The organism is Methylobacillus flagellatus KT, assembly GCF_000013705.1.
Lineage (GTDB): Bacteria > Pseudomonadota > Gammaproteobacteria > Burkholderiales > Methylophilaceae > Methylobacillus > Methylobacillus flagellatus.
Window position 1 is genome coordinate 622,009 of record NC_007947.1, and the last position, 23,547, is coordinate 645,555.

A 23,547-nucleotide genomic window follows, 5' to 3' on the forward strand; every position below is an offset into this window, starting at 1 on the left:
AGGCTCCTTATTCCAGGTTGGGGTTGAAAAACTCGCGTCGGCTGCGCATTTGCATGATGCGGTCCAGAAGCATCTGAATGGCGCCTTGCTTTTCCGTGATGTCGAGTTTCTCATTATTGACGATGAGCACGGGGGCGCCATCGTATCGGTGGAAAAAATCGCTGTATGCATCCGACAGGCGGGCGAGGTATTCGCGTGGTATTTCCTGCTCGTAGGCATTGCCGCGCTGATTCACACGCTCATGCAAGGTTTCCACCGGCGATTGCAGGTAGATCACGAGGTCGGGCGTGGGCACTTGTACATGCAGGTGCTTGTACATCTGGCGGTAAAGCGCATATTCCTCGTCGTTGAGGTTCATTTGCGCAAACAACGGGTCCTTCTCCAGAAAGAAGTCTGCAATCGTTGCCTGGTTGAACATGTCGCGCTGGATGAGGTCACGAATCTGCTCTACGCGCTGGAACAGGAAGAACATTTGCGTGGGGAGGGCATAACGCGGCGCATCCTGGTAAAACTTGGGCAGGAATGGGTTGGCGCCTGCATTCTCCAGCAGTAGATTGACTGGGAACATATCCGCCAGCTTGTTTGCCAGCGTGGTCTTGCCGCTGCCGATCGGGCCTTCGACGACGATATAGTGGAAACGGTCGAAAATGCTCATGTACTCTGTTCCTGCAGCAACACCACGCCCTGATCCGCGCACTGCTTCGCCAGGTCGGCTACGCTGCCGTAGCCGGCAATATGCAGCTCTGGCGCAATTTCCGCCAGCGGCAGCAGGACAAAGCCGCGCTGGTGCATCCTGGGGTGCGGTAGCGTCAATGCCGGAGTGTTCATGACCACTTGTTCATAGAGCAACAGATCAAGGTCAAGCACACGAGGGGCATTGGGGAAGGGCCGCTCCCTGCCATGCCGGTTTTCCAGGTCGAGGATGGCCTGCAGTAACGCCATCGGCTCCAGGCCGGTGTCTATTGCCGCCACGGCATTGATGAAGTCGGGCTGGTTGTCATAGCCGACAGGCGCGGTGCAGTAAAGCGAGGATGCTTTTACCAGGCGGGTTTCTGGCAAGGTATCCAGCTCCGTCATGGCTTGGCCGACCTCGTGCATGGGGTCGCGAAGATTGCTGCCGAGAGCGATATAGGCAAGCGCCATCCTATTCCTCCGCTGCAGACGAGGACGGCTTCCTGGAGCGGCGGCGCCTGCGTTTGCGTGGCGCGGTGTCGGGCAGCAGCATGGCCTGGCGTTGCTCGCCGTCGGCATTGGCGAAATCCGTCCACCATTGGCCGATTTCGTTAGGCAGCTCACCGGATTCGCAGCGCAATAACAGGAAGTCGTAACCGGCACGGTAGCGCGGGTTTTCCAGCAGGCTGTAGGGGCGTCTGCCTGCCCGCTGCTCAAAGCGGGGCTGCAGGCTCCAGATTTCGCGCATCGTCACACTGTAGCGCTTGTGAATGGCCATTTTTTCGGCCTGGATGTCGCAGACCTCATCCATTGCCATATGCAATGCAGGGATGGGCTTGTTCCCTTGCTGTTCGAATTTCTTCCATGCCAGCAGCACCTCGTGCCATAACAATGCGGCGAACAGGAATCCGGGCGAAACAGGTTTGTCAGCCAGCACGCGCTCATCCGTGTTCTTTAATGCCAGCCGGACGAAACGCTCGCCCATCGGCTGCTCAAGCACAACATCCAGCAACGGCAGCAAGCCATGATGCAACCCATGCTGCCGCAAGGCGTTGGCGCTTTCGATGGCATGGCCGGAGAGGAACAACTTAAGCATTTCATCGAATAAACGCGAGGGAGGCACATCATGCAGCAACTCGGCCAATTCCAGGATTGGCCGTTCGGTTTCGGGGGCCAGCTTCAAGCCTAGCTTCGCCGAGAGGCGGACTGCACGCAACATGCGCACCGGATCTTCGCGGTAGCGCGTGACCGGGTCGCCAATCATGCGCAATACACCGGCCTGGAGGTCGGCCACGCCACGATGGAAGTCCAGAACCTCTTCGGTCGAAGGATCGTAGTAGAGCGCATTGGCAGTGAAGTCGCGCCGCGCGGCGTCTTCCTCCTGGCTGCCAAACACATTGTCACGAAGGATGCGACCGCTGTCCGTTACCTTGGCATCCCCTGCTTCCGCAAGATGACTGCCACGGAAAGTGGAAACCTCAATGGTTTCGTCGCCGAACATGACATGAACGAGGCGGAAGCGCCGCCCGATGATGCGCGAACGGCGAAAAATGCGGTGAACCTGCTCAGGCGTGGCATCGGTTGCGACATCAAAATCCTTGGGCCGTTTTTTAAGCAAAAGGTCGCGTACAGCCCCTCCAACGATAAAGGCCTCGAACCCTGCTTTTTGCAAAGCGTCAGTGGTCTTGATCGCAGCATTGCTGATGAGCCTGCGATCTATGCGGTGCACTGCGGCAGGAATACGCTCGATATTGGCCTGGGAATGGACCGGGGTGGTGGAGGCAGGTTTTTTAGGGGATTTAAAAACGCGTTGCAGCAGTTTTTTGATCATTATATTGAGCTAGCCAGTCTTTTGGTGTGCAATTCAAGCAACTTGATATTCCCCACATTATATCGCATACACAATCGTAGGGATCAGATGCAGAATTGGGCCGTGAGAAAGATATTATAAGTTTTGTGGTTGAGTCGGGAGTATCACCATCAAGGTTTAAGGGAGGGGTAATGGCGTATTTTGCACATTCTGGGATAGCAGAGGATTTGTCTGATGGACAACGACTTGCTGATCATTTGCATGCAGTAGCCAAATTGGCAAGAGAGTCGGCAACCTGGTTTGGATGGCAGGATTGGGCCTATATTGCTGGGTTATTGCATGATTTGGGCAAGTATTGCCCGGAGTTTCAGGCTAGACTGCATGGCAGTCTCAAACGGGTTGACCATGCCACAGCAGGTGCCAAGCAGTCGGTGGAGCGATGGGGGAAAAGCGGTAAGTTGCTGGCATATTGTATTGCAGGGCACCACACGGGTTTGGCGAATGGTCGGGAAGGGGGGCAGGATCGATATGCGTTGGACAAGAGATTAAGTACGGAATATGGCAAGCAGTTGCCAGTGCTTGACCCGGTGTGGCAAGAAGAGCTCAGTTTGCCGGAGCACTTGCCGATGGCTGAGTTCATATGGCATCAGTCTCCTGCGCAAGCGGGTCTGCAATTGGCTTTGCTGACGCGCATGATTTTTTCTTGCCTGATTGATGCAGACCGCACTGACACTCGTCGCCATTATGACAAGTTGGATGGCAAGCAAGTGACAACACATTCCTTGCCTACATTGGAGCAGCTGCGTGAAGCGCTAGATGCCACGTTGGATTGTTTCAAGGCTGTACCGGCGCCTGAAGGTTCAGTCAATCAACTGCGGCAGGAAATACTTGGCCATGCCAGGTCGCAGGCATTGCAAAAGCCGGGGCTGTTTTCTCTGACAGTACCGACCGGGGGAGGGAAGACCTACACCTCTATGGCGTTCGCACTGGATCATGCCATTGCCCACGGCATGAGGCGTGTGATTTATGTGATCCCTTTTACCAGCATCATTGAGCAGAATGCCAAGGTGTTGCGTGAAGCATTTGGCCCGCTGGGCGATGATGCAGTGTTGGAGCACCATAGCGCATTCGATGCAAGCAAACTACCGACTCAAACCGCACGGGATCACTTAAAGCAAGCAATGGAGAGCTGGAATAAGCCGGTTGTCGTGACGACGGCAGTGCAGTTCTTTGAATCCTTGTTTTCGGACCGGCCATCCCAATGCCGTAAATTGCATAACATTGCAGGCAGCGTAGTGATTTTGGATGAGGCACAGGTGCTGCCTCTCAAATTGTTGCGCCCCATCATGGCCGTGATCGACGAGTTGGCACGCAACTACAAATGCAGTGTGGTGTTATGCACGGCAACGCAGCCGGCGCTGAAGAAGGATCAAGGGTTTATCAACGGCTTTGATGGGGTGCGCGAAATTGTCCCTGTACCTGAGGCATTGTTCAAAAAATTCAAACGCACCGAGGTGAAGAGCATTGGCTTGCAGCAGGATGAGGACTTGGTGCGGCATTTGACGGAGCGAGAGCAAGTGCTGATGATCGTCAATAATCGTCGCCATGCGCGGGCACTATACGATGCGGTTGCGCATTTGCCTGAGGCAATGCACTTAACTACCTTAATGTGTGCCAGGCATCGATCGCAGGTATTGGCGCGGGTGCGGCTAAATTTGCGGGATGGGAAGCCTTGCCGGTTAATCTCTACCTCATTGATAGAAGCTGGAGTTGATGTTGATTTTCCATGTGTCATGCGCGCTGAGGCCGGGCTGGATTCGATTGCGCAAGCAGCAGGGCGATGTAACCGGGAAGGTAGGCGTTCCCCGGAGCAAAGTGAGGTGCTGGTTTTTCAAAGCCCGGAATGGAAGGCGCCGCCTGAGCTTGATCAACTGGCTGGCAATATGCGTGAAGTGATGCGTAACCATGCGGGTGACTTGTTGGCTCCTGAAGCTTTGACTATGTATTTCAAGGGTGTGTACTGGGCGCAAGGAGCAGAGCTTGATAGCAAGCGCTTGCTCGAGATACATCGTGAGCATGCCCGGGACTTTAGCTTTCCATTCCAGGATATCGCACGTGATTTCTGCATGATAGAGGCGCATATGAAACCGGTGATCGTGCCATTTGATGATGAAGCCAGAGAGTTGATCGATGCGTTACCGCATGCAGAACATATTGGTGGGATTGCACGAAAACTACAGCAGTATCTTGTACAGGTGCCGGAGAAAAGTTTTGCGGAGTTAGTGAAATCTGGCAGCGTGCAGGCGATTGCGCCGGAGGTGCTGGGGGATCAGTTTTGGCGACTAGTGAATGAGAGTTTGTATGATGCTGAAGCTGGATTAAGCTTTGACAATCCATTTTATATAAAGGCAGAAAACCTTGCTATTTAGTGAATTGTAACAGTGATTTTTAGTATAGATTTAGTATTCACTAATCAATAGTAAATGTTGGATGTTATCAAACTATTGGTGCTGAGAATGTAATTCGGGGAGGAGTATGGCATACGGTGTCAGATTGCATGTTTGGGGAGATTACGCGTGTTTTACACGCCCTGAAATGAAAGTGGAGCGGGTGTCATATGATGTGATGACGCCATCGGCGGCACGCGGCATATTGACTGCTATTCACTGGAAGCCCGCTATTCGCTGGGTTGTGGATAGCATCCATGTTTTGAAACCCATTCGGTTTGAGTCTATCCGTCGTAACGAAGTGGGGAGTAAGGCTTCGGCTAGTAAAGCCAGCGGAGGGATGGCGAGAGGTTCGGTGGAAGGTATTTACACGTTGATCGAAGAGGATCGCCAGCAGCGTGCCTCAACCGTACTGCGCGATGTGGCTTATGTCATTGAGGCGCATTTCGAGCTGACCGAGCTGGCTGGCGAAGGCGATAATCCCGGCAAGCATCTTGATATTTTCAATCGCCGCGCCCGTAGGGGGCAATGCCATCACCAGCCCTGCATGGGCGTGCGGGAATTTCCAGCATTTTTTTCCTTGATTGAGCCTGAAATGGCTTTGCCGGCCTCGATTCTAAGCGATGAGCAGAAAAGCCGTGATCTTGGCTGGATGCTGCATGATATTGATTTCGATCATGGTGCGACTCCGCGGTTTTTCAGGGCAGCATTAGTAAATGGGGTGATGAGCGTGCCGCCGTTCCATAGCGAGGAGGCCAAGTCATGATCTTGAGCGCACTGGTGGGGTATTATCAACGCTTGCTTAATCATCCCGACCCCAATACTGGTCAGCCCAAGGTACCTGCCTATGGGTATAGCGCTGAGAAAATTGCTTACGTAATTTTGTTATCACGGGATGGGGAGGTTGTTGATGTGCAAAGTAATTTAGATACCACTGGGAAAAAGCCGGTACCTCGACTTATATCTGTTCCCAGGCCAGAGAAGCGCACGTCAGGGATCAAGCCTAATTTTATGTGGGACAAAACCGCCTATGTGCTTGGCGTGGAAAGTAATAAAGACAAGAGTGCTGCCAAGGAGCAACCCTGGGTAGTCGCGGATAAAACCTTCCAGGCATTCAAGCAACTACATCTTGAGAAATTGCAGAGTGTTGAAGATGTAGGATTGCAAGCATTATGTAAGTTTCTCCAATCCTGGCAGCCCACAGAATTTGCGCAAGCGCCATTTTCAGCAGAGATGGTGGATGCCAATGTGGTGTTCCGACTTGATGGCGACTATGAGTTTCTGCATGAAAAGCCTGAGACTAGGCAGATATGGGGCGCCATGCTGGTTCCAGATGATGATGCGCTCATCGCCCCTTGCCTGGTGACTGGTGAAGCATCAGCCGTTGCACGCTTGCACCCTCCCATCAAAGGTGTTTACGGTGGACAAAGCTCCGGCGGTTCCATTGTTTCCTTCAATGCTGATGCTTATGCATCTTATGGCAAGGTGCAAGGGGAAAATGCTCCAGTATCCGAGGCAGCTGCGTTTGCTTACACCACGGCGTTAAACTATTTATTGCGCCGCGATAATCGTCAATGCGTATCCATTGGCGATGCCAGCACTGTGTTTTGGGCTGTGGCCAGCGATGAGACTTCGGCGCAGGAGGCCGAGCAGTTTTTTGCGGCATGTTTTGATCGTCCAGTCGATGATGCTGAGGAGCAAGCCAGGATCAGGCCTTTTTTAGAGAAAATTTCGCACGGGCGGCCATTGGCCGAGTGCAACCCGGGTGTTGATCTTCAAACCAGGTTCTATATTCTCGGGTTGGCACCAAATGCCGCGCGGATTTCTATTAGATATTGGATGGATACGACCTTTGGCGAGCTAGCGGAACATGTTGCCCAGCATTTCCGGGATATGCAGTTGGAGCCTTGTGCGTGGCGCGAGCCGCCTTCGATATGGCGTTTGTTGATTCAGACTGCAGCCCAAGGTAAAAGCGAAAATATTCCTCCTCAGTTGGCTGGAGAGTTAATGCGATCCATTGTGACAGGGCAACGATATCCGAGGATGTTGCTGTCGCAATTGACACAAAGAGTTCGAGTTGATGGTGATGTCACTGGGCTGCGGGCAGCATTGATAAAAGCAGTGTTGCAGCGAGATTATCGTAAACGGCTAATTCAAGAGGAGGTGCCTGTGGGACTGGATAGAGACAATAAAAACGTAGCATATTTGCTGGGGCGTTTGTTCGCAGTGATTGAGCGGATCCAGGAAGCGACCTTAGGGGATGTAAATAGTAGTGTCGTCGATAAGTATTACGGCTCGGCTTCCTCGATACCGTTCTCGGTATTTCCACGATTACTGGCTGGCAGCCAGAATCACCTGGCCAAGCTGCGGCGTGACAAACATGGTTACGCGGTGTTGTTGGGCAGGGATATGGGCGAGATTGTGGATGGGCTGGGCGGCACTTTCCCTAAACATTTTTCCATGGAGGATCAAGGGCGATTTGCCATCGGGTATTACCAGCAGAAACAGCATTATTTCACTACTAGAGGTAGTAAAAATGAAAAAGTTCTAGAAGCTGATGCTGTACCGGAAGATTAATTAATTGGGAGGATAAAAATGGCGATTACTAACCGATATGAGTTTGTATATTTTTTTGATGTAACCAATGGTAACCCCAATGGGGACCCTGATGCTGGCAATATGCCGCGGCTTGATCCTGATTCTAGTAAAGGCTTGGTCACTGATGTTTGCTTGAAACGAAAAATCCGGAATTTTGTGGAGCTGACAGAGGAAGGCCATCCTGGTTTTGAGATATATGTCAAAGAAAAAGGCATTCTGAATTTACAGAATAAAAAAGCGTATGAAGCATTGTCCATTACGCCTGAACCCAAGAAGCTGCCTAAAGATGAGGCAAAAGCAAGGGAGGTGACGGCATGGATGTGTGCGAATTTCTTTGATGTGCGTACTTTTGGCGCTGTGATGACTACCGAAGTCAACAGTGGGCAGGTGCGTGGCCCTGTTCAACTTGCATTTGCGAAATCAATCGACCCGATTATTCCATTGGAGCTTTCAATTACCAGAATGGCTGTTACCACTGAGAAAGAGGCAGAGGCTCAATCGGGTGGTAACCGGACAATGGGACGCAAGCATATTGTGCCTTATGGTTTGTATCGGGTGCATGGCTTTGTTTCCGCTAAGCTTTCGGAGAAGACAGGATTTTCTGACGATGATCTTGCCAAGCTATGGCAGGCGTTGACCTTGATGTTTGAACATGACCGATCTGCTGCACGTGGGGAAATGGCTGCGCGTAAGCTCGTGGTGTTCAAGCACGCTGATGCGCTGGGCAGTGCACCTGCGCACTTATTGTTTGACCGGGTAAAGGTAGAGCGGGTGAGTGGAGAGCGAGATACACCTGCTACTACTTTTTCAGATTACCGGATTGTTCTCGATACCAATGGTTTAGATGCCTTAGGCGTGACTGTCGAGGAAAAGTTTTAGCCTTTCCTTTGGCACGATAGTGATAGAGGGGGACGATATGATGGTTGCTGAGGCTAAGGAAATGGAGGTGCTGACTATCTCTGCATTACAGCACGTGGCTTATTGTCCTCGCCAGTTTGCATTGATTCATGTTGAGCAAGTTTGGGAAGAAAACTTTTTCACTGCACATGGACAGGTTCTGCATCAGCGCGTGGATGCAGGGGCGGCAGAACAACGTGGAAATGTACGTTCTGAGCGTGCTGTGTCAGTCTACTCTACAAAGTTAGGATTAAGTGGCAAGCTGGATTTGCTTGAGGTGGATGTATCTGGGGAAAATACGCGTTACTTTCCAGTGGAATATAAACGCGGAAAACCCAAGGTCGAAGATTGGGATCGTATCCAGTTATGTGCTCAGGCGATGTGTCTTGAGGAGATGAGAGGGATCCGTATCACGGAAGGAGCAATGTGGTATTGGCAGGAGAGGAAGAGGCAATCCGTGCAAATTGACCAGACATTACGGGATGCCACTGTCAGCGCCATCAAGCTGGCGCGTGAAATTCTGCTTTCCGGCAGAACACCATCTCCGGTCAAGGAAAAATCAAGGTGTAAGGCTTGTTCTTTGAATGAGTTGTGTGTGCCTGATGCGATTCGGAAGGATAATTCAGCAAATTATGTTGAGCAGATGTTTCATCAAGGTGTGCATGCATGAAGAAATTGCTGAATACGCTCTATGTAACGAGGCAGGAAACCTACGTACATAAGGAGCGCGATACCATTGTCATCAACAGCGCAGGGGAGAAGCTGGCTCAATTTCCCGCCCTCACGATCAGTAATATTCTCTGCTTTGGTCAAGTATCTGTTTCTCCACCTATGATGGGATACTGTGGTGAAAATGGAATAGGACTGGTTTTCTATACTGAATATGGTCGGTTCCTAGCCAGGATGATAGGTAAGCAGACTGGCAACGTACTACTGCGGCGTACGCAATATCGGCTAGCGGATGATCCTGAAAAAGCCAATGCCATTGCCAGGGTAATGGTGGGCGCGAAGATTGCCAATGCACGTACTGTGCTGATGAGGGAAATTCGTAATCATGGCGAACATGCGAATATAAGTCGTGCGGTCGAGCAATTGGGATATAGCCTGAAAAGCTGCCAATTCAGTCAATCTGTACCACAGACGATGGGAATAGAAGGGGATGCTGCCGCAACCTATTTTTCAGTATTCAATGGATTGATACGAGGCAGCAGATTTCAGTTTAATGGCCGTATTCGTCGACCAGCCACAGATCCTGTCAATGCCTTGTTATCCTTCATCTATTCCCTGATTACTCAAGAGTGTGTTTCTGCCTTGATGGGGGTGGGCTTGGATCCATATGTTGGATTTTTACATCAGGATAGGCCTGGTAGACCTAGCCTTGCTTTGGATTTGTTGGAAGAGTTCCGGGCATCGTGGGCAGATCGATTTGTCTTGACATTGCTCAATCGAAGACAACTATCACCGCAAGCATTTGTTACAGAAGCCAGTGGTGCTGTACGGCTGACGGATGATACGAGAAAACAAGTATTAGTTGCTTTTCAAGAGCGCAAACAGGAAGAGGTTGTACATCCCTACCTTCAGGAAAAGGTGCCTTATGGGTTATTGCCTCATTGCCAAGCATTGTTATTGGCCAGACATCTGCGTGGAGATATGGAGTTTTATACTCCATATCTGATTAAGTGAGTGCGCTATGTTGATTCTGATTACTTACGATGTGAGTGTATTGACGAAATCTGGCCAGCGTCGATTAAGAGCTATAGCAAGAACATGTCTGGATTATGGAATGCGAGTACAGAACTCGGTATTTGAGTGTGAAGTAACTCCAGATCAATATGTACGCCTGAAAAACGAATTGCTGAATATCTATGACCCTCATCAAGATAGTTTGCGATTCTATATGTTAGGCAGTAAAGGTCGACAAAAAATAGAGCACTGGGGTGCCAAAGTTATACCCGACCCTATCAAAGATGCTTTGATCATCTGATCCGCTAATCTCCTGTTCTCATCAAATCCCTAAGGGGTTATCGCTTTTTAACAATTTGAATTGATAAGCATAGTAAGTAAATGGCGCATAGTTTTGGTAAACTTGCGCTATTCCGTAAGTAGTTAGCGGGATGAAGGTTCGCAACCCAGACCCCATGCAGACTTACAGCAATACGGTCGCACCCTGCGCGGGTGCGTGAATTGAAACATGTTTGGCACAAGACCAGCGGTTGAACGCACCGTCGCACCCTGCGCGGGTGCGTGAATTGAAACATGAGGTCGCGGAAATCATCCAGGGCGCCGGTGGTCGCACCCTGCGCGGGTGCGTGAATTGAAACGAGTCAAAGACAAGCACCGTCCGCTGCTCAATCAAAGTCGCACCCTGCGCGGGTGCGTGAATTGAAACAACCAGAAGGGCTGTAAGGGATTCCAGACTGAAGTCGCACCCTGCGCGGGTGCGTGAATTGAAACCGATTCAACGTGAATGGCGCAGTGGCCGGGCAGGTCGCACCCTGCGCGGGTGCGTGAATTGAAACACCATCATGGCAGACGGTGAGGATGACAAAGAAGGGCGTCGCACCCTGCGCGGGTGCGTGAATTGAAACGCTTCAGCGCTAGGTGCCGTTAGGCGTTGGGGAGGTCGCACCCTGCGCGGGTGCGTGAATTGAAACTTTGCGTAATAGGTTCTGCTGGAATAGTGACTCGGTCGCACCCTGCGCGGGTGCGTGAATTGAAACCGCCTTCGGCCCACGTTTTATAGTCGTCGTACAGGTCGCACCCTGCGCGGGTGCGTGAATTGAAACGTGCGACACCCATCCGCCAGACTGCTTGCCGTCAGTCGCACCCTGCGCGGGTGCGTGAATTGAAACCATCCGGGTACGTCTTGCCGCCCATAATGCCAACGTCGCACCCTGCGCGGGTGCGTGAATTGAAACATATCTGACACCCGTTGATTTCCGTCCGTCCGACGTCGCACCCTGCGCGGGTGCGTGAATTGAAACATCTCGAAACTAGCCACCGCAACGGGTTCACCTTGTCGCACCCTGCGCGGGTGCGTGAATTGAAACTTGTCTTTGTTGCTCCATACCACCAGGGAGTTATGGTCGCACCCTGCGCGGGTGCGTGAATTGAAACTTCTCAACCCGGTTTCTCATTTCTCCAAGCTGACGCGTCGCACCCTGCGCGGGTGCGTGAATTGAAACGCACTGTCATGCGCTCAACCAGGTAATATGGCTGAGGGCGTCGCACCCTGCGCGGGTGCGTGAATTGAAACGCACAGGACAGAATGACCCCGGATCTGTTCGGTAGTCGCACCCTGCGCGGGTGCGTGAATTGAAACCTGCGCGTTGTGCAACAGCCAGCTTCGACTCCAGAGTCGCACCCTGCGCGGGTGCGTGAATTGAAACACCATCATGGCAGACGGTGAGGATGACAAAGAAGGGGTCGCACCCTGCGCGGGTGCGTGAATTGAAACATAAGTGTTCAATCTGTGGTCACTGCGGTGAGTGGGTCGCACCCTGCGCGGGTGCGTGAATTGAAACTAAGGTTGTGTGCTCTAACGGTTAGAGTGTGCCTGGTCGCACCCTGCGCGGGTGCGTGAATTGAAACCTGTGCTGCCAGCTTGTAGTTTTCAAAGCTAAGTGGTCGCACCCTGCGCGGGTGCGTGAATTGAAACCTGACGGCGCTCCCGCATGAAGTCCTCCAGGTCGCGTCGCACCCTGCGCGGGTGCGTGAATTGAAACCTGCGGCAACTATTCAGCTTGCTGATGGCGAGCGCGTCGCACCCTGCGCGGGTGCGTGAATTGAAACCAGACTGAATCCATCGGTTAAGTAGAGTAGATAGCGTCGCACCCTGCGCGGGTGCGTGAATTGAAACTACGATCTTACGCACCCTTGCCCGACGGGTTTATGTCGCACCCTGCGCGGGTGCGTGAATTGAAACCGAATGCCATTGATATGGTCAACCTGATGGGGCCGTCGCACCCTGCGCGGGTGCGTGAATTGAAACGTTTTAGCTGGTCGTTTGCAATTTCATAAACAGTCGTCGCACCCTGCGCGGGTGCGTGAATTGAAACTCCAAGCTGACGCTTGTATGAGCGTTCCATGGCGGGTCGCACCCTGCGCGGGTGCGTGAATTGAAACAACGACAAAGCAGAGAGTGTCGCTAAGTTTATCCGTCGCACCCTGCGCGGGTGCGTGAATTGAAACAAATTGATTTAATTCAAACTCGAAAACATACCGGCCGTCGCACCCTGCGCGGGTGCGTGAATTGAAACGTGAAGCCTGTTTGCTGGATCCAGAAAATTGCATGTCGCACCCTGCGCGGGTGCGTGAATTGAAACGTTAAGAGGTGTTTCGATGGTGGTGATTGACATGCGTCGCACCCTGCGCGGGTGCGTGAATTGAAACCGCGCGTTGCTGGCATGGGTGCCCGATGAGGATCGTCGCACCCTGCGCGGGTGCGTGAATTGAAACGAGTACATGATCTTGATGTTTTGCCGCTCGCACTCGTCGCACCCTGCGCGGGTGCGTGAATTGAAACGCGCCGCCACGCTCGCCATTGCGCCCACACCTCGGGTCGCACCCTGCGCGGGTGCGTGAATTGAAACCAGGCCTGGGGCGGGGCCTCAAAATTAGAGAGCGAGTCGCACCCTGCGCGGGTGCGTGAATTGAAACTGCCCTTATGGTGTCGGTTCGCGGGAAGTGTATTCGTCGCACCCTGCGCGGGTGCGTGAATTGAAACTGGGACAAGACCAACTGGCAGAGCCTGTGCGATGAGTCGCACCCTGCGCGGGTGCGTGAATTGAAACAGGCGAATCAATTAATTCCCTCGGTTTAAAATATCGTCGCACCCTGCGCGGGTGCGTGAATTGAAACAGTAGTGGATCGCGGCAGGGCCATTCCCCGGGCCTGTCGCACCCTGCGCGGGTGCGTGAATTGAAACTGGGATAAGGACAACTGGCAGAGTCTGTGCGATGAGTCGCACCCTGCGCGGGTGCGTGAATTGAAACCTGCTTGTCGTTGCTATCTATATCAATGGCTGGCTCGTCGCACCCTGCGCGGGTGCGTGAATTGAAACAAACTAATCAATGAATGTCGCCCGCGCTGCCAGGGTCGCACCCTGCGCGGGTGCGTGAATTGAAACAGTCAACCCGCAAGGTGATCTGTTTGGCAACTCCGGTCGCACCCTGCGCGGGTGCGTGAATTGAAACCGACAATCAATAACATCACGGGATTAGTTAGAAGGTCGCACCCTGCGCGGGTGCGTGAATTGAAACGTGACAATTGGGAGTTGTTCGATACTCTCGGAAGTCGCACCCTGCGCGGGTGCGTGAATTGAAACTTCATACAAACAGCAAGGATTTTACTTTGTATTTGTCGCACCCTGCGCGGGTGCGTGAATTGAAACCTTCACTGAGCATGGTATGATTATTGGCCTTGCTTCGTCGCACCCTGCGCGGGTGCGTGAATTGAAACCTGAGTTGAACGCCAGTCCCAATGTCTCGCAAAAAGTCGCACCCTGCGCGGGTGCGTGAATTGAAACCGGCCAATATCAAGTGCTGGAACCCCAACCAAGCGAGTCGCACCCTGCGCGGGTGCGTGAATTGAAACTGGAAATCATGGGCCTGCCTCCGTTTACACATGAAGTCGCACCCTGCGCGGGTGCGTGAATTGAAACGTCGGTACGGCTTACAAGCACCGGCACGTTGGCAACAGGTCGCACCCTGCGCGGGTGCGTGAATTGAAACCGGTGTCGATGTCTGGGGCGATGCGAACTACAGCAGTCGCACCCTGCGCGGGTGCGTGAATTGAAACTGCCCGCCGTGGCCCAAACCGATCAACCCAGAAGGTCGCACCCTGCGCGGGTGCGTGAATTGAAACGTGTGACCGTCATCAGCATGTCCAGAATTGGTGTGTCGCACCCTGCGCGGGTGCGTGAATTGAAACTCGACATCATGGGCCTCCCTCCGTTCACACATGAACGTCGCACCCTGCGCGGGTGCGTGAATTGAAACACCATATCTGCGATGGCCTCAACATGCTTCGACCGTCGCACCCTGCGCGGGTGCGTGAATTGAAACAATCAGAGGCGGGGTGACTTCGATGGTGGTGCCGGTGGTCGCACCCTGCGCGGGTGCGTGAATTGAAACGTCGTCATCACGCAGTTTCCGCACCTGGTGCATGTCGCACCCTGCGCGGGTGCGTGAATTGAAACGTGTCGCCCCATACATCAATGCCTTGACGCCAAGTCGCACCCTGCGCGGGTGCGTGAATTGAAACTTGTTGCTCCTGGTCGTGGTGCCGATGATGGGCTAGTCGCACCCTGCGCGGGTGCGTGAATTGAAACACACATGAACGGGACATCCCGTCGAGCGGCGATTGTCGCACCCTGCGCGGGTGCGTGAATTGAAACGTGAGATACGGGACAACAAACGGGTTGCGCAGGACGTCGCACCCTGCGCGGGTGCGTGAATTGAAACACGGAACACTACCCACCCAAGTAAACCAATGAGAGGTCGCACCCTGCGCGGGTGCGTGAATTGAAACTGCCTCAACAGGCCCGGATGTTTTGAACTGCGAATGTCGCACCCTGCGCGGGTGCGTGAATTGAAACTCAATAATTTCACCTGTACTGGAATCAATCAAATGTCGCACCCTGCGCGGGTGCGTGAATTGAAACCTGTGATGAGGGAGAGCATGCCTTGCCAGATCAATGTCGCACCCTGCGCGGGTGCGTGAATTGAAACCTGCATGGCCGCTTGGACATGGCCGACTTGCCGGTCGCACCCTGCGCGGGTGCGTGAATTGAAACATGAATCATGCCATTGCCGAAGATGTCTTAATGACGTCGCACCCTGCGCGGGTGCGTGAATTGAAACTTGCAGTGAGCGTAATTCTTGACCGGCGGCTTCAGTCGCACCCTGCGCGGGTGCGTGAATTGAAACACCCATAAAACGGGGCCAGTTGTCCCATACTAAGTCGCACCCTGCGCGGGTGCGTGAATTGAAACTGGATTTGAGAATCATTCATTTGAGCGACATAAGGGTCGCACCCTGCGCGGGTGCGTGAATTGAAACGGTTTTCATCCCTTACAGCTACCGCGACCAGGCTGTCGCACCCTGCGCGGGTGCGTGAATTGAAACCAGTACTACCACCAGAACAGAAACGCCGGCGACAGGTCGCACCCTGCGCGGGTGCGTGAATTGAAACACGCCGATGGAAACCAATGGCGTCGACCGTGACCTGTCGCACCCTGCGCGGGTGCGTGAATTGAAACAGACTCAGGAACAGACAATTTGTCAAGAAGTAATGTCGCACCCTGCGCGGGTGCGTGAATTGAAACGCAGACTCTCGCCATTGGCTATCCGTACGCAGATGGTCGCACCCTGCGCGGGTGCGTGAATTGAAACCGCACAATCAGATCAGGAGCTACATTCCCCACTGGTCGCACCCTGCGCGGGTGCGTGAATTGAAACAAATCAGCAACTTGACGTTGATGAGCAGTATTGGGTCGCACCCTGCGCGGGTGCGTGAATTGAAACCCTTGCTGCGGCAGCAGCCGAACAAACGCCGCCTGTCGCACCCTGCGCGGGTGCGTGAATTGAAACGAGCCGACCAGCTTGAGGAAACCACCCGGAAACTGTCGCACCCTGCGCGGGTGCGTGAATTGAAACTCATAGCTGAGGGCTATCAGATCGCCAGTATAGAGTCGCACCCTGCGCGGGTGCGTGAATTGAAACTCTGGATGGCCTCGAATCCGTTGTAATCAGTCTCGTCGCACCCTGCGCGGGTGCGTGAATTGAAACCAGGCTGGATCCCGGATATTACTCGCCAACAACAGTCGCACCCTGCGCGGGTGCGTGAATTGAAACGTGAACAGGTCACGACTTTAAATCTTAATCGTTTTGTCGCACCCTGCGCGGGTGCGTGAATTGAAACCGCCCGGGCGCACCTCCCAAGGTCGCGCGAGCACGTCGCACCCTGCGCGGGTGCGTGAATTGAAACCACCGCGATGATGAGCGTTTCCTGCGCTGGTTGCGTCGCACCCTGCGCGGGTGCGTGAATTGAAACTTTTGTGTAGGCAAGATTCTAGTATCGTGCTTGCTGGTCGCACCCTGCGCGGGTGCGTGAATTGAAACCGCACAGGGGAGATGATGAGCGGCGTTACGGGCTGTCGCACCCTGCGCGGGTGCGTGAATTGAAACGCCATCCGCGGCACGGGCAATGTCGACAATATTGAGTCGCACCCTGCGCGGGTGCGTGAATTGAAACCCAGTCAATGTTCGACCACGGGTCAAATACCCAGGTCGCACCCTGCGCGGGTGCGTGAATTGAAACGGTTGCCTGGCTGAATGGATAGAAAGGGGACATTGTCGCACCCTGCGAGTGAGTGGCTGGTGAGCATGCCTACGAGTCAAAGCGCTTCAATTAAAAAGAAAATATTGTCTATTGATTGACAAATAAATTGCCTACTACACAATCACCTTGTTGGCTTGAGATGCTACAGTAAGCGCTTACAGGGAGAGTGCTTTGTATTATTGTCCTAGAAATGGGCTTTTAATAAGCAATCAAGTTTCTAATTCAACATGACTGGCATGGAGAGGAATGGAAGAGCTCATGCTATTCGCGTTGATATCTAAAGATGATAGGCAGAGGTTGGGTGGGTACATTCAAGCAATGGCTGGAGTTTTCTCTCGTTGCATTTGCTGTGTTGTTTTTCGCAATGGCATTCCTTTTTTTGGGCAATGTCGTGATGCTTCAGGGTGATCGCCAGGATTTGCAAAGCTATTCCAACGATTTATTCGCCCGCGCTGTGGCCGTTGCTGCAGAGACTGAAAAAATTCTGGACTCTGATTGGGGCACTGAGGCGCCTTGCAGTGAGGATGATCTGGATCGCATGCGGTATGTCATTTTCTATTCGCGCATGCTTCGTGATGTCGGGCGGCTGGAGGTGAACCGGTTATTATGCTCTGCCGGGTGGGGGGCGTTGCCGGATGAGCTCCAGGCGTTACCGCCTTCTCAGTATCACATAGGAGCCGTCAGGTTCTGGTCGAAGATCATTAATCCTGCCCACCCACAAGTGATCAGTGATATCGCTGCCAAAGGCGATATTTTTGTGGCGACATCGCCAGCGGCATTCGACCGTTTTAGCTCTCCTCCTTCTGGCATTGGTGCCAAGGTGGTCACTTCGGATGGGCAATATGTATTTGAGAAGTTTGGTGAGGCAGACGCAATCAATTATGTTCCGGCAGAACAGTGGCGCGACCAAGGGAGTACGCTGCGTTTTGTGCGTTGTGACGAGAAGTACGCGTTATGTGTTGTTTCCCAGAAGACTGATGGCGGGCTCTTTTCAAGAGAAATCGTCCTGCCGGTGGTGTTGGCCTTGGCTGGGACGTTGTTTGGACTCTTCGCCGGACTGGTGGGCGTGATCCAGCTCCGTCACCAGCAATCGCTGCCGGTAAGGCTGCGTAAAATGCTGAGGGAAAAGAGCCTGGTGTTGCACTACCAGCCACTGCGGGTGTTGAGTTCCGGGAAGCTAGTCGGGGCGGAGGCGTTGGCGCGTTGGCCGCTGCACAATGGATCGTCGGTTTCACCTGATAAATTCATTCCCCTGGCTGAAGAGTTGGGCTTGATGAGTGAGTTGACCCGGCTAGTCGTTGAAAAAGCATTGGCGGAGATGGGCGCACGCCTGAGGGAGGATCCAGGTTTTTATATCAGCATCAATATTACTGCGGCGGATCTTCTGGATCATGATTTCGGCAAAGTGCTGGATGCCTCGGTTAAGCATCATGGGGTGTCGCCTGCGCAGGTAGTGCTCGAAATTACCGAGCGAACCACTTCCGATTATAGCCAGCTCGACGGAGCGATGCGATCACTGAGCCAGAAAGGGTTTAGATTCTATATGGATGACTTCGGGACGGGGTATTCGAATCTCGGCAGCCTTGCGCAGCTACCATTGGATGCCATCAAAGTGGACAAGGTGTTTGTGAAGGCCATTGGCACGGACTCGCCAGTGGCGGAGATGTTCGGACCGATCAGCAAAATTGCGCAGGATCTCCGCGTGAATATCGTTGCCGAAGGGATCGAGACTGCTGAGCAGTCCAGTGGGGTCTTGCAATGGGTGCCTGATGCCATTGGCCAGGGGTGGCTATTGGGGAGGCCGGTTCCTGCCGCCATGTTCCCCGCCAATTAGCATCGTGTTGAATATGGATGCTGGCGGTGCCAGGTTGCCATTCTTCTAGGCCGCGTTGCTGGTATTACCTTCCAGAAACACTTGTACGCTGCGCGGTCTGAGGTAGACATGGCTGCCTTGGTCGATGCCAAGTTCGCGGAAGCGCTCGCGTGTGATCTCGGCCTCGATGATGTCGGCCTCGTTCACGGGTTGCAGTTCCAGTCTTACCAGCGGGCCAGCGGCATGAATATAACTGACAACTGCCTGCAAGGCAGGGTGACCATTTTGCTCGGTATAAATGTCAATGTCGTGTGGGCGTACATAAGCGAGTGCATCGCTGTTTTGAACGGTGTGGTGCTCATTCAGGTTCAGTGCGATGTTGCCGATATGCGCTTGGCCTTGGTCAACCCGGCTGTAGAACTGGTTGACGTTGCCGAGGAATTTGTAGACAAATGGTGAAGCTGGGTTATCGTATACCTCTTGAGGGGAGCCGATTTGTTCGATCTTGCCTTGATTCATGACAACGATCCGATCCGCGACTTCGAGGGCTTCTTCCTGGTCGTGCGTGACGAATACACTGGTGATATGTAATTCGTCATGCAGGCGTCGTAGCCAGCGACGCAAGTCCTTGCGTACCTTGGCATCCAATGCGCCAAACGGCTCGTCCAGCAGCAATACCTTAGGTTCTACAGCGAGCGCGCGGGCGAGTGCAATGCGCTGGCGCTGGCCCCCGGAAAGCTGTGGCGGGTAGCGGTCAGCGAGCCAATCGAGTTGCACCAGGCTCAATAGCTGGTGTACCCGTCGATGGATTTCGGCGTCGCTGGGGCGCGTTTTCTTGGGCCTGACCCGCAGGCCGAACGCGACGTTCTCGAACACGGTCATATGGCGGAACAGCGCGTAATGCTGGAAAACGAAGCCGACCTGGCGTTCACGCACATCGCGATTGGTTGCTTCCTCGCCGTGGAAGTGGATGCTGCCGGAATCAGGCGTCTCCAGGCCGGCGATAATGCGGAGCAGCGTGGTTTTGCCGCATCCTGAAGGGCCGAGCAGGGCAACCAGTTCGCCGCTTGGCACATCCAGACTGACATTCCCCAGTGCTGTAAAGCTGCCGAATTCTTTTTTGATGTTGCGGATTTCAATACTCATGAAGTCATCCTTATGGCAGGTGTGCTGCCAATGCGTTATTGGTCAGAGGCTTTTTCACGCGCAATCGCGCTGCGGCTGCTTTGCCATTCGATATACGACTTGAGCGCCAGTGTGATGAGCGCAAGAAAAGCCAGCAGCGACGCCACGGCAAAAGCCGCCGCATAGTTGTATTCGTTGTAGAGGATTTCCACATGCAGCGGCATGGTGTTGGTGAGTCCTCGAATATGCCCCGACACCACCGACACAGCGCCAAACTCGCCCATTGCGCGGGCATTGGTGAGAATCACTCCATACAGTAGGCCCCATTTGATGTTGGGCAGGGTGATGTGCCAGAGTATCTGCCAGCCTGACGCGCCCAGCACCAAGCCTGCCTCCTCCTCTTCCTTGCCCTGTGCCTGCATGAGGGGGATCAGTTCGCGCGCGATGAACGGGAAGGTAACGAAGATGGTGGCCAGCACTATGCCCGGGAGGGCAAAAATCACCTTGAGGTCATGGTCGATCAGCCATTCGCCGAACCAGCCTTGCAGGCCGAAGATCAGTACATAGATCAAGCCGGCAATGACCGGGGAAACGGCAAACGGCAAGTCGATCAGCGTGATGAGGATGCTTTTTCCCTTGAACTCGAACTTGGCAATCGCCCAGGCTGCTGCAATGCCGAACACCAGGTTGAGCGGTAGCGAAATGGCGGCCGCGATCAGGGTAAGCTTGATCGCGGAGACGGCATCGGGCTCCACCAGAGCGGCAACATAGGTATCAAAGCCCTTGCGCAGTGCCTCGGTGAATACGGCAGCCAGGGGAATAAAGAGGAACAGGCTGAGGAACAGCAGGGACGAGATGATGAGCGCCCAACGGACCCAGGTGGGTTCCGAGGTCGCGCGGCTACGTGCTACCTTGGCATTGTAGTGAGCGAGTTGGGAAACGGTGGTCGACATTATTATGGTGTTCCTATCTCGAGGTGCTGTTGCGGCGGCTGCTCCACCATTGCAGGCCGTTGATGGTGAGCAATAGCAGGAATGAGATAACCAGCATGACCACGGCGACTGCGGTAGCGCCGGTGTAGTCATACTGCTCCAGTTTGGTGATGATGATCAGCGGGGTGATCTCGGAAATCATCGGCATATTGCCTGCAATGAAGATGACGGAGCCATATTCGCCAATCGCGCGGGCAAAGGCGAGTGCGAAGCCGGTGAGCAGGGCAGGCCAGAGCGCAGGAAGGATGATGCGGTGGAAGGTCTGCCAGCGGTTGGCGCCCAGGCTAGCAGCAGCTTCTTCGGCTTCAGCCTCCATATCTTCGAGCACGGGCTGCACGGTGCGTACAACGAATGGCAGTCCGATGAATGTCAGGGCCACCACGACGCCGAGCGGGGTAAATGCCACTTTCAGGCCATAGGGTTCGAGCAGGCTGCCGATCCAGCCATTGGTCGAGTAAACCGCCGTGAATGCGATGCCTGCCACTGCAGTTGGCAAGGCGAACGGCAGGTCAACCAGCGCGTCGACCAATTTTTTTCCGGGAAAAGTGTAACGGGTCAGCACCCAGGCAGTCAGCAGGCCAAAAATGGCATTGATGATGGCAGCGAGCAGGGATGCCCCGAAAGTCAGCTTGTAGGAAGCGACGACCCTGGGTGTCGTGACGGTATGCCAGAATTCACTGAAACTCAGTTCGGTGGTCTTGATGAAGGCGGCAGACAAGGGGATCAAGACGATCAGGCTCAGGTATAGCAGGGTATAGCCAAGAGAAAGATTGAAACCGGGCAGCACGCGGTGCGGTTTATGTTTTTTTGCCATGTTTTAAAGTTAGTGTGTTTGGCGGGAGTAGGGCCGGTGCAATGTAGCAGAAGCCACTGCTAGGCAAAAATAATATGTTTTCATAACGATATACCCCGATGTTATTTCCCCGAGGCTGTGCGATTATGCTACAGCTTGTTTGTTCAGGCGCAGGGGCTTCAATGCTTCGGCAGGCTGTAACTCCTTGGCGGTGACAGGCTTGCCGAGGAAGTGGCCTTGCAGCAATGTGCTGCCCGACTCGATGGCGATTTCCAGGCCGGCCTGCGATTCGATGCCGGTGATGACCGGTTGCGCGCCGATGTCATGTACAAGCTGAATCAGGCGGGGCAGTATCTTGCGTACGCGCGGGTTGCGCTCGGCCTCCTTGATCAAGCTGGTATCCAGCTTCACGAACTCGGGCGAGAGCTTCCACAGCCGCTCCAGATGGGAGTGCTTGCTGCCGAAGTTGTCGATGGCAATACGATAGCCACGCTCCGCGTAGTTCTCAATGGCATCCACCAGCTGGTTTTCGTGCTCGACGACACTTTCCTGTATCTCGATGACCACGCGATTGGTTGGCACGGAGTTCGCATGCAGGATACGCTCGAATACCTTGCCGTGGGCATTGACGCTGATCAGCAGGCTGGGGTGCACATTGAGGAACAGCAAGCCGTTTTCTGCATAGATCTGACGGAAATTGAGCACGTGAAGCGTACGCACGACACGATCGAACTTCACCAGCTTGCCCACTTGCCCAGCAAAGCTGAAGGCGAATTCAGGGCTGATGCCCTGTTGGCCGCCAAGCGATGGCCGGATAAGGCCTCATGCCCGAACAGGTCACCAGCCTCGCTATCGTAGATAGGCTGGAAGGCACTGTTGAGTTGCAAGCCTAGGAAGGTACTGTCGAACTCTCCCGAGGACTGTTCTTCCAGTCCATACTCGTCGAGGTCCAGATAGAGGGATTCCCGCAATTGGGACTTGAGCTGCTCAATGGCAGAAACACTAGGAGCTGTATTCTTTGTCGTCATGGCTGGCTACTTATTTGTTTACGTAGATCTGGTCAAAGGTGCCACCATCGGAAAAATGCGTTTTTTGCGCTTTCTGCCATCCCCCGAATAGTTCATCAACGGTGAATAGCTGCAGTGGCTTGAAGTCTGCCTGGTGGGCTGCCAATACTTCTGCGGAACGAGGGCGCAGGTAATGGCGGGCAGCGATTTCCTGCCCTTCCTGTGAATAGTGGAACTCAAGGTACGCTTGCGCCACCTGGCGCGTCTTGCGCTTGTCCACCACTTTGTCGACCAGGGCAATCGGGTTTTCCGCCAGGATGCTGGAGGATGGGTAGACCACGTCGAAGTTATGGTTGCCCAGTTCCTTCTTGATCAGGAAGACCTCATTTTCGAATGTCAGCAATACGTCGCCAATGCCGCGTTGAACAAACGTCGTGGTGGCGCCGCGGCCACCGGCGTCCAGTACCGGCACATTCTTGAACAGTTTCGTGACGAAATCGCGCGCCTTGGCTTCGTCGCCGCCTTTCTTGATCACGGCGCCCCACGCGGCAAGATAGCTGTAGCGACCATTACCGGAAGTCTTGGGATTGGGGATGACCACCCCGATCCCGGGCTGGACCAGGTCCTCCCAGTCCTTGATGTTCTTGGGGTTGCCCTTGCGCACCAGGAAGACGGTGGTCGACGTGGTAGGCGAGCTGGCATGGGGCAGGCGTTTTTGCCAATCGGCAGGGATGAGTTTGCCGCGCTCGAAGAGGATGTCGATATCGTTGCTCTGGTTCATGGAAATGACGTCTGCCTGCAAGCCGTCCGCCACTGACCTGGCCTGCTTGCTCGAGCCGCCATGAGACTGGTTGATCGTGACGGATTCCCCGGTCTTCTGCTTCCAGTACTGGCTGAAGGCAGGATTGAAGTCTTTGTAGAACTCGCGCGTCACGTCGTAGGAAACGTTCAGCAGCGTGGTGCCGGCATGCGCTAGGCTCGCTGCGACCAACAGGCTGACCGCCAATATTTTGTTCAGCATTAAGACCTCGAGAGGGATTGAGAGATGAT

At 53.9% G+C, this 23,547-nt stretch carries 17 protein-coding genes and 1 CRISPR repeat array; of the genes, 8 read left to right on the forward strand and 9 right to left on the reverse strand.

Annotation, left to right across the window (positions count from 1 at the left end; all coding sequences use genetic code 11):
* Window positions 1–7: 7 nt before the first annotated feature.
* From MFLA_RS03065 to pcnB, 3 genes are read right to left on the reverse strand one after another with little or no spacing between them, the layout of a single operon-like run.
* Complete coding sequence (locus MFLA_RS03065; RefSeq protein ID WP_011478965.1) at window positions 8–655, reverse strand: deoxynucleoside kinase; 648 nt, start codon at window positions 653–655, stop codon at window positions 8–10.
* Window positions 652–1,143: a 2-amino-4-hydroxy-6-hydroxymethyldihydropteridine diphosphokinase gene (gene folK, locus MFLA_RS03070; RefSeq protein WP_011478966.1), complete on the reverse strand. Its 492-nt coding sequence runs from the start codon at window positions 1,141–1,143 to the stop codon at window positions 652–654. The genes MFLA_RS03065 and folK overlap by 4 nt, the downstream gene beginning before the upstream one ends.
* 1 nt (window position 1,144) lies before the next feature.
* Complete coding sequence (gene pcnB / locus MFLA_RS03075) at window positions 1,145–2,503, reverse strand: polynucleotide adenylyltransferase PcnB (RefSeq protein ID WP_011478967.1); 1,359 nt, start codon at window positions 2,501–2,503, stop codon at window positions 1,145–1,147.
* Between the two features lie 170 nt (window positions 2,504–2,673).
* Here pcnB and MFLA_RS03080 point away from each other — a divergent pair, with 170 nt between their 5' ends.
* The 8 genes from MFLA_RS03080 to MFLA_RS03115 all read left to right on the forward strand — a co-directional run bounded on the left by MFLA_RS03080 (window position 2,674) and on the right by MFLA_RS03115 (window position 18,601).
* Window positions 2,674–4,911: a CRISPR-associated helicase/endonuclease Cas3 gene (locus MFLA_RS03080; protein WP_011478968.1), complete on the forward strand. Its 2,238-nt coding sequence runs from the start codon at window positions 2,674–2,676 to the stop codon at window positions 4,909–4,911.
* Window positions 4,912–5,017: 106 nt separating this feature from the next.
* Window positions 5,018–5,695, forward strand: a complete 678-nt coding sequence (gene cas5c, locus MFLA_RS03085) for a type I-C CRISPR-associated protein Cas5c (RefSeq protein WP_011478969.1) — start codon at window positions 5,018–5,020, stop codon at window positions 5,693–5,695.
* Complete coding sequence (cas8c, locus tag MFLA_RS03090) at window positions 5,692–7,506, forward strand: type I-C CRISPR-associated protein Cas8c/Csd1 (protein WP_011478970.1); 1,815 nt, start codon at window positions 5,692–5,694, stop codon at window positions 7,504–7,506. The genes cas5c and cas8c overlap by 4 nt, the downstream gene beginning before the upstream one ends.
* An 18-nt stretch (window positions 7,507–7,524) precedes the next feature.
* Window positions 7,525–8,406, forward strand: coding sequence for a type I-C CRISPR-associated protein Cas7/Csd2 (gene cas7c, locus MFLA_RS03095; protein WP_011478971.1), 882 nt, complete (start codon window positions 7,525–7,527; stop codon window positions 8,404–8,406).
* 37 nt (window positions 8,407–8,443) lie between these two features.
* Window positions 8,444–9,094: a CRISPR-associated protein Cas4 gene (cas4, locus tag MFLA_RS03100; RefSeq protein ID WP_011478972.1), complete on the forward strand. Its 651-nt coding sequence runs from the start codon at window positions 8,444–8,446 to the stop codon at window positions 9,092–9,094.
* Window positions 9,091–10,107 carry a type I-C CRISPR-associated endonuclease Cas1c gene (gene cas1c, locus MFLA_RS03105; protein ID WP_011478973.1) on the forward strand — a complete coding sequence of 339 codons (1,017 nt, stop codon included), beginning with the start codon at window positions 9,091–9,093 and terminating at the stop codon, window positions 10,105–10,107. The genes cas4 and cas1c overlap by 4 nt, the downstream gene beginning before the upstream one ends.
* Window positions 10,108–10,114: 7 nt before the next feature.
* On the forward strand, window positions 10,115–10,408 hold the full coding sequence (cas2, locus tag MFLA_RS03110; RefSeq protein ID WP_011478974.1) for a CRISPR-associated endonuclease Cas2: 294 nt from the start codon (window positions 10,115–10,117) through the stop codon (window positions 10,406–10,408).
* Between the two features lie 175 nt (window positions 10,409–10,583).
* A CRISPR array of direct repeats spans window positions 10,584–16,746; the repeat unit is 32 nt; unit sequence GTCGCACCCTGCGCGGGTGCGTGAATTGAAAC.
* Window positions 16,747–17,068: 322 nt separating this feature from the next.
* Entirely contained in the window at window positions 17,069–18,601 is a 1,533-nt protein-coding gene (locus MFLA_RS03115) for an EAL domain-containing protein (protein ID WP_195742061.1), read from the forward strand.
* A gap of 45 nt (window positions 18,602–18,646) precedes the next feature.
* On the opposite strand, the gene MFLA_RS03120 is transcribed toward MFLA_RS03115, so the two are convergent.
* The 6 genes from MFLA_RS03120 to MFLA_RS03140 form a co-directional block, all read right to left on the reverse strand.
* On the reverse strand, window positions 18,647–19,726 hold the full coding sequence (locus MFLA_RS03120; RefSeq protein ID WP_011478976.1) for a sulfate/molybdate ABC transporter ATP-binding protein: 1,080 nt from the start codon (window positions 19,724–19,726) through the stop codon (window positions 18,647–18,649).
* A 35-nt stretch (window positions 19,727–19,761) separates the two neighbouring features.
* Window positions 19,762–20,658, reverse strand: a complete 897-nt coding sequence (gene cysW, locus MFLA_RS03125) for a sulfate ABC transporter permease subunit CysW (protein ID WP_011478977.1) — start codon at window positions 20,656–20,658, stop codon at window positions 19,762–19,764.
* A 13-nt stretch (window positions 20,659–20,671) separates the two neighbouring features.
* A complete protein-coding gene (gene cysT, locus MFLA_RS03130) occupies window positions 20,672–21,511 on the reverse strand; it encodes a sulfate ABC transporter permease subunit CysT (RefSeq protein WP_011478978.1) in 840 nt (279 codons plus the stop codon).
* 123 nt (window positions 21,512–21,634) lie between these two features.
* The gene (locus MFLA_RS03135; RefSeq protein ID WP_407635286.1) at window positions 21,635–22,240 is read right to left on the reverse strand and encodes an EAL domain-containing protein; all 606 of its coding nucleotides are present in this window, start codon (window positions 22,238–22,240) and stop codon (window positions 21,635–21,637) included.
* Window positions 22,225–22,518: a hypothetical protein gene (locus MFLA_RS15035; RefSeq protein ID WP_011478980.1), complete on the reverse strand. Its 294-nt coding sequence runs from the start codon at window positions 22,516–22,518 to the stop codon at window positions 22,225–22,227. The genes MFLA_RS03135 and MFLA_RS15035 overlap by 16 nt, the downstream gene beginning before the upstream one ends.
* Before the next feature lie 10 nt (window positions 22,519–22,528).
* The gene (locus MFLA_RS03140; RefSeq protein ID WP_011478981.1) at window positions 22,529–23,518 is read right to left on the reverse strand and encodes a sulfate ABC transporter substrate-binding protein; all 990 of its coding nucleotides are present in this window, start codon (window positions 23,516–23,518) and stop codon (window positions 22,529–22,531) included.
* Window positions 23,519–23,547 lie beyond the last annotated feature (29 nt).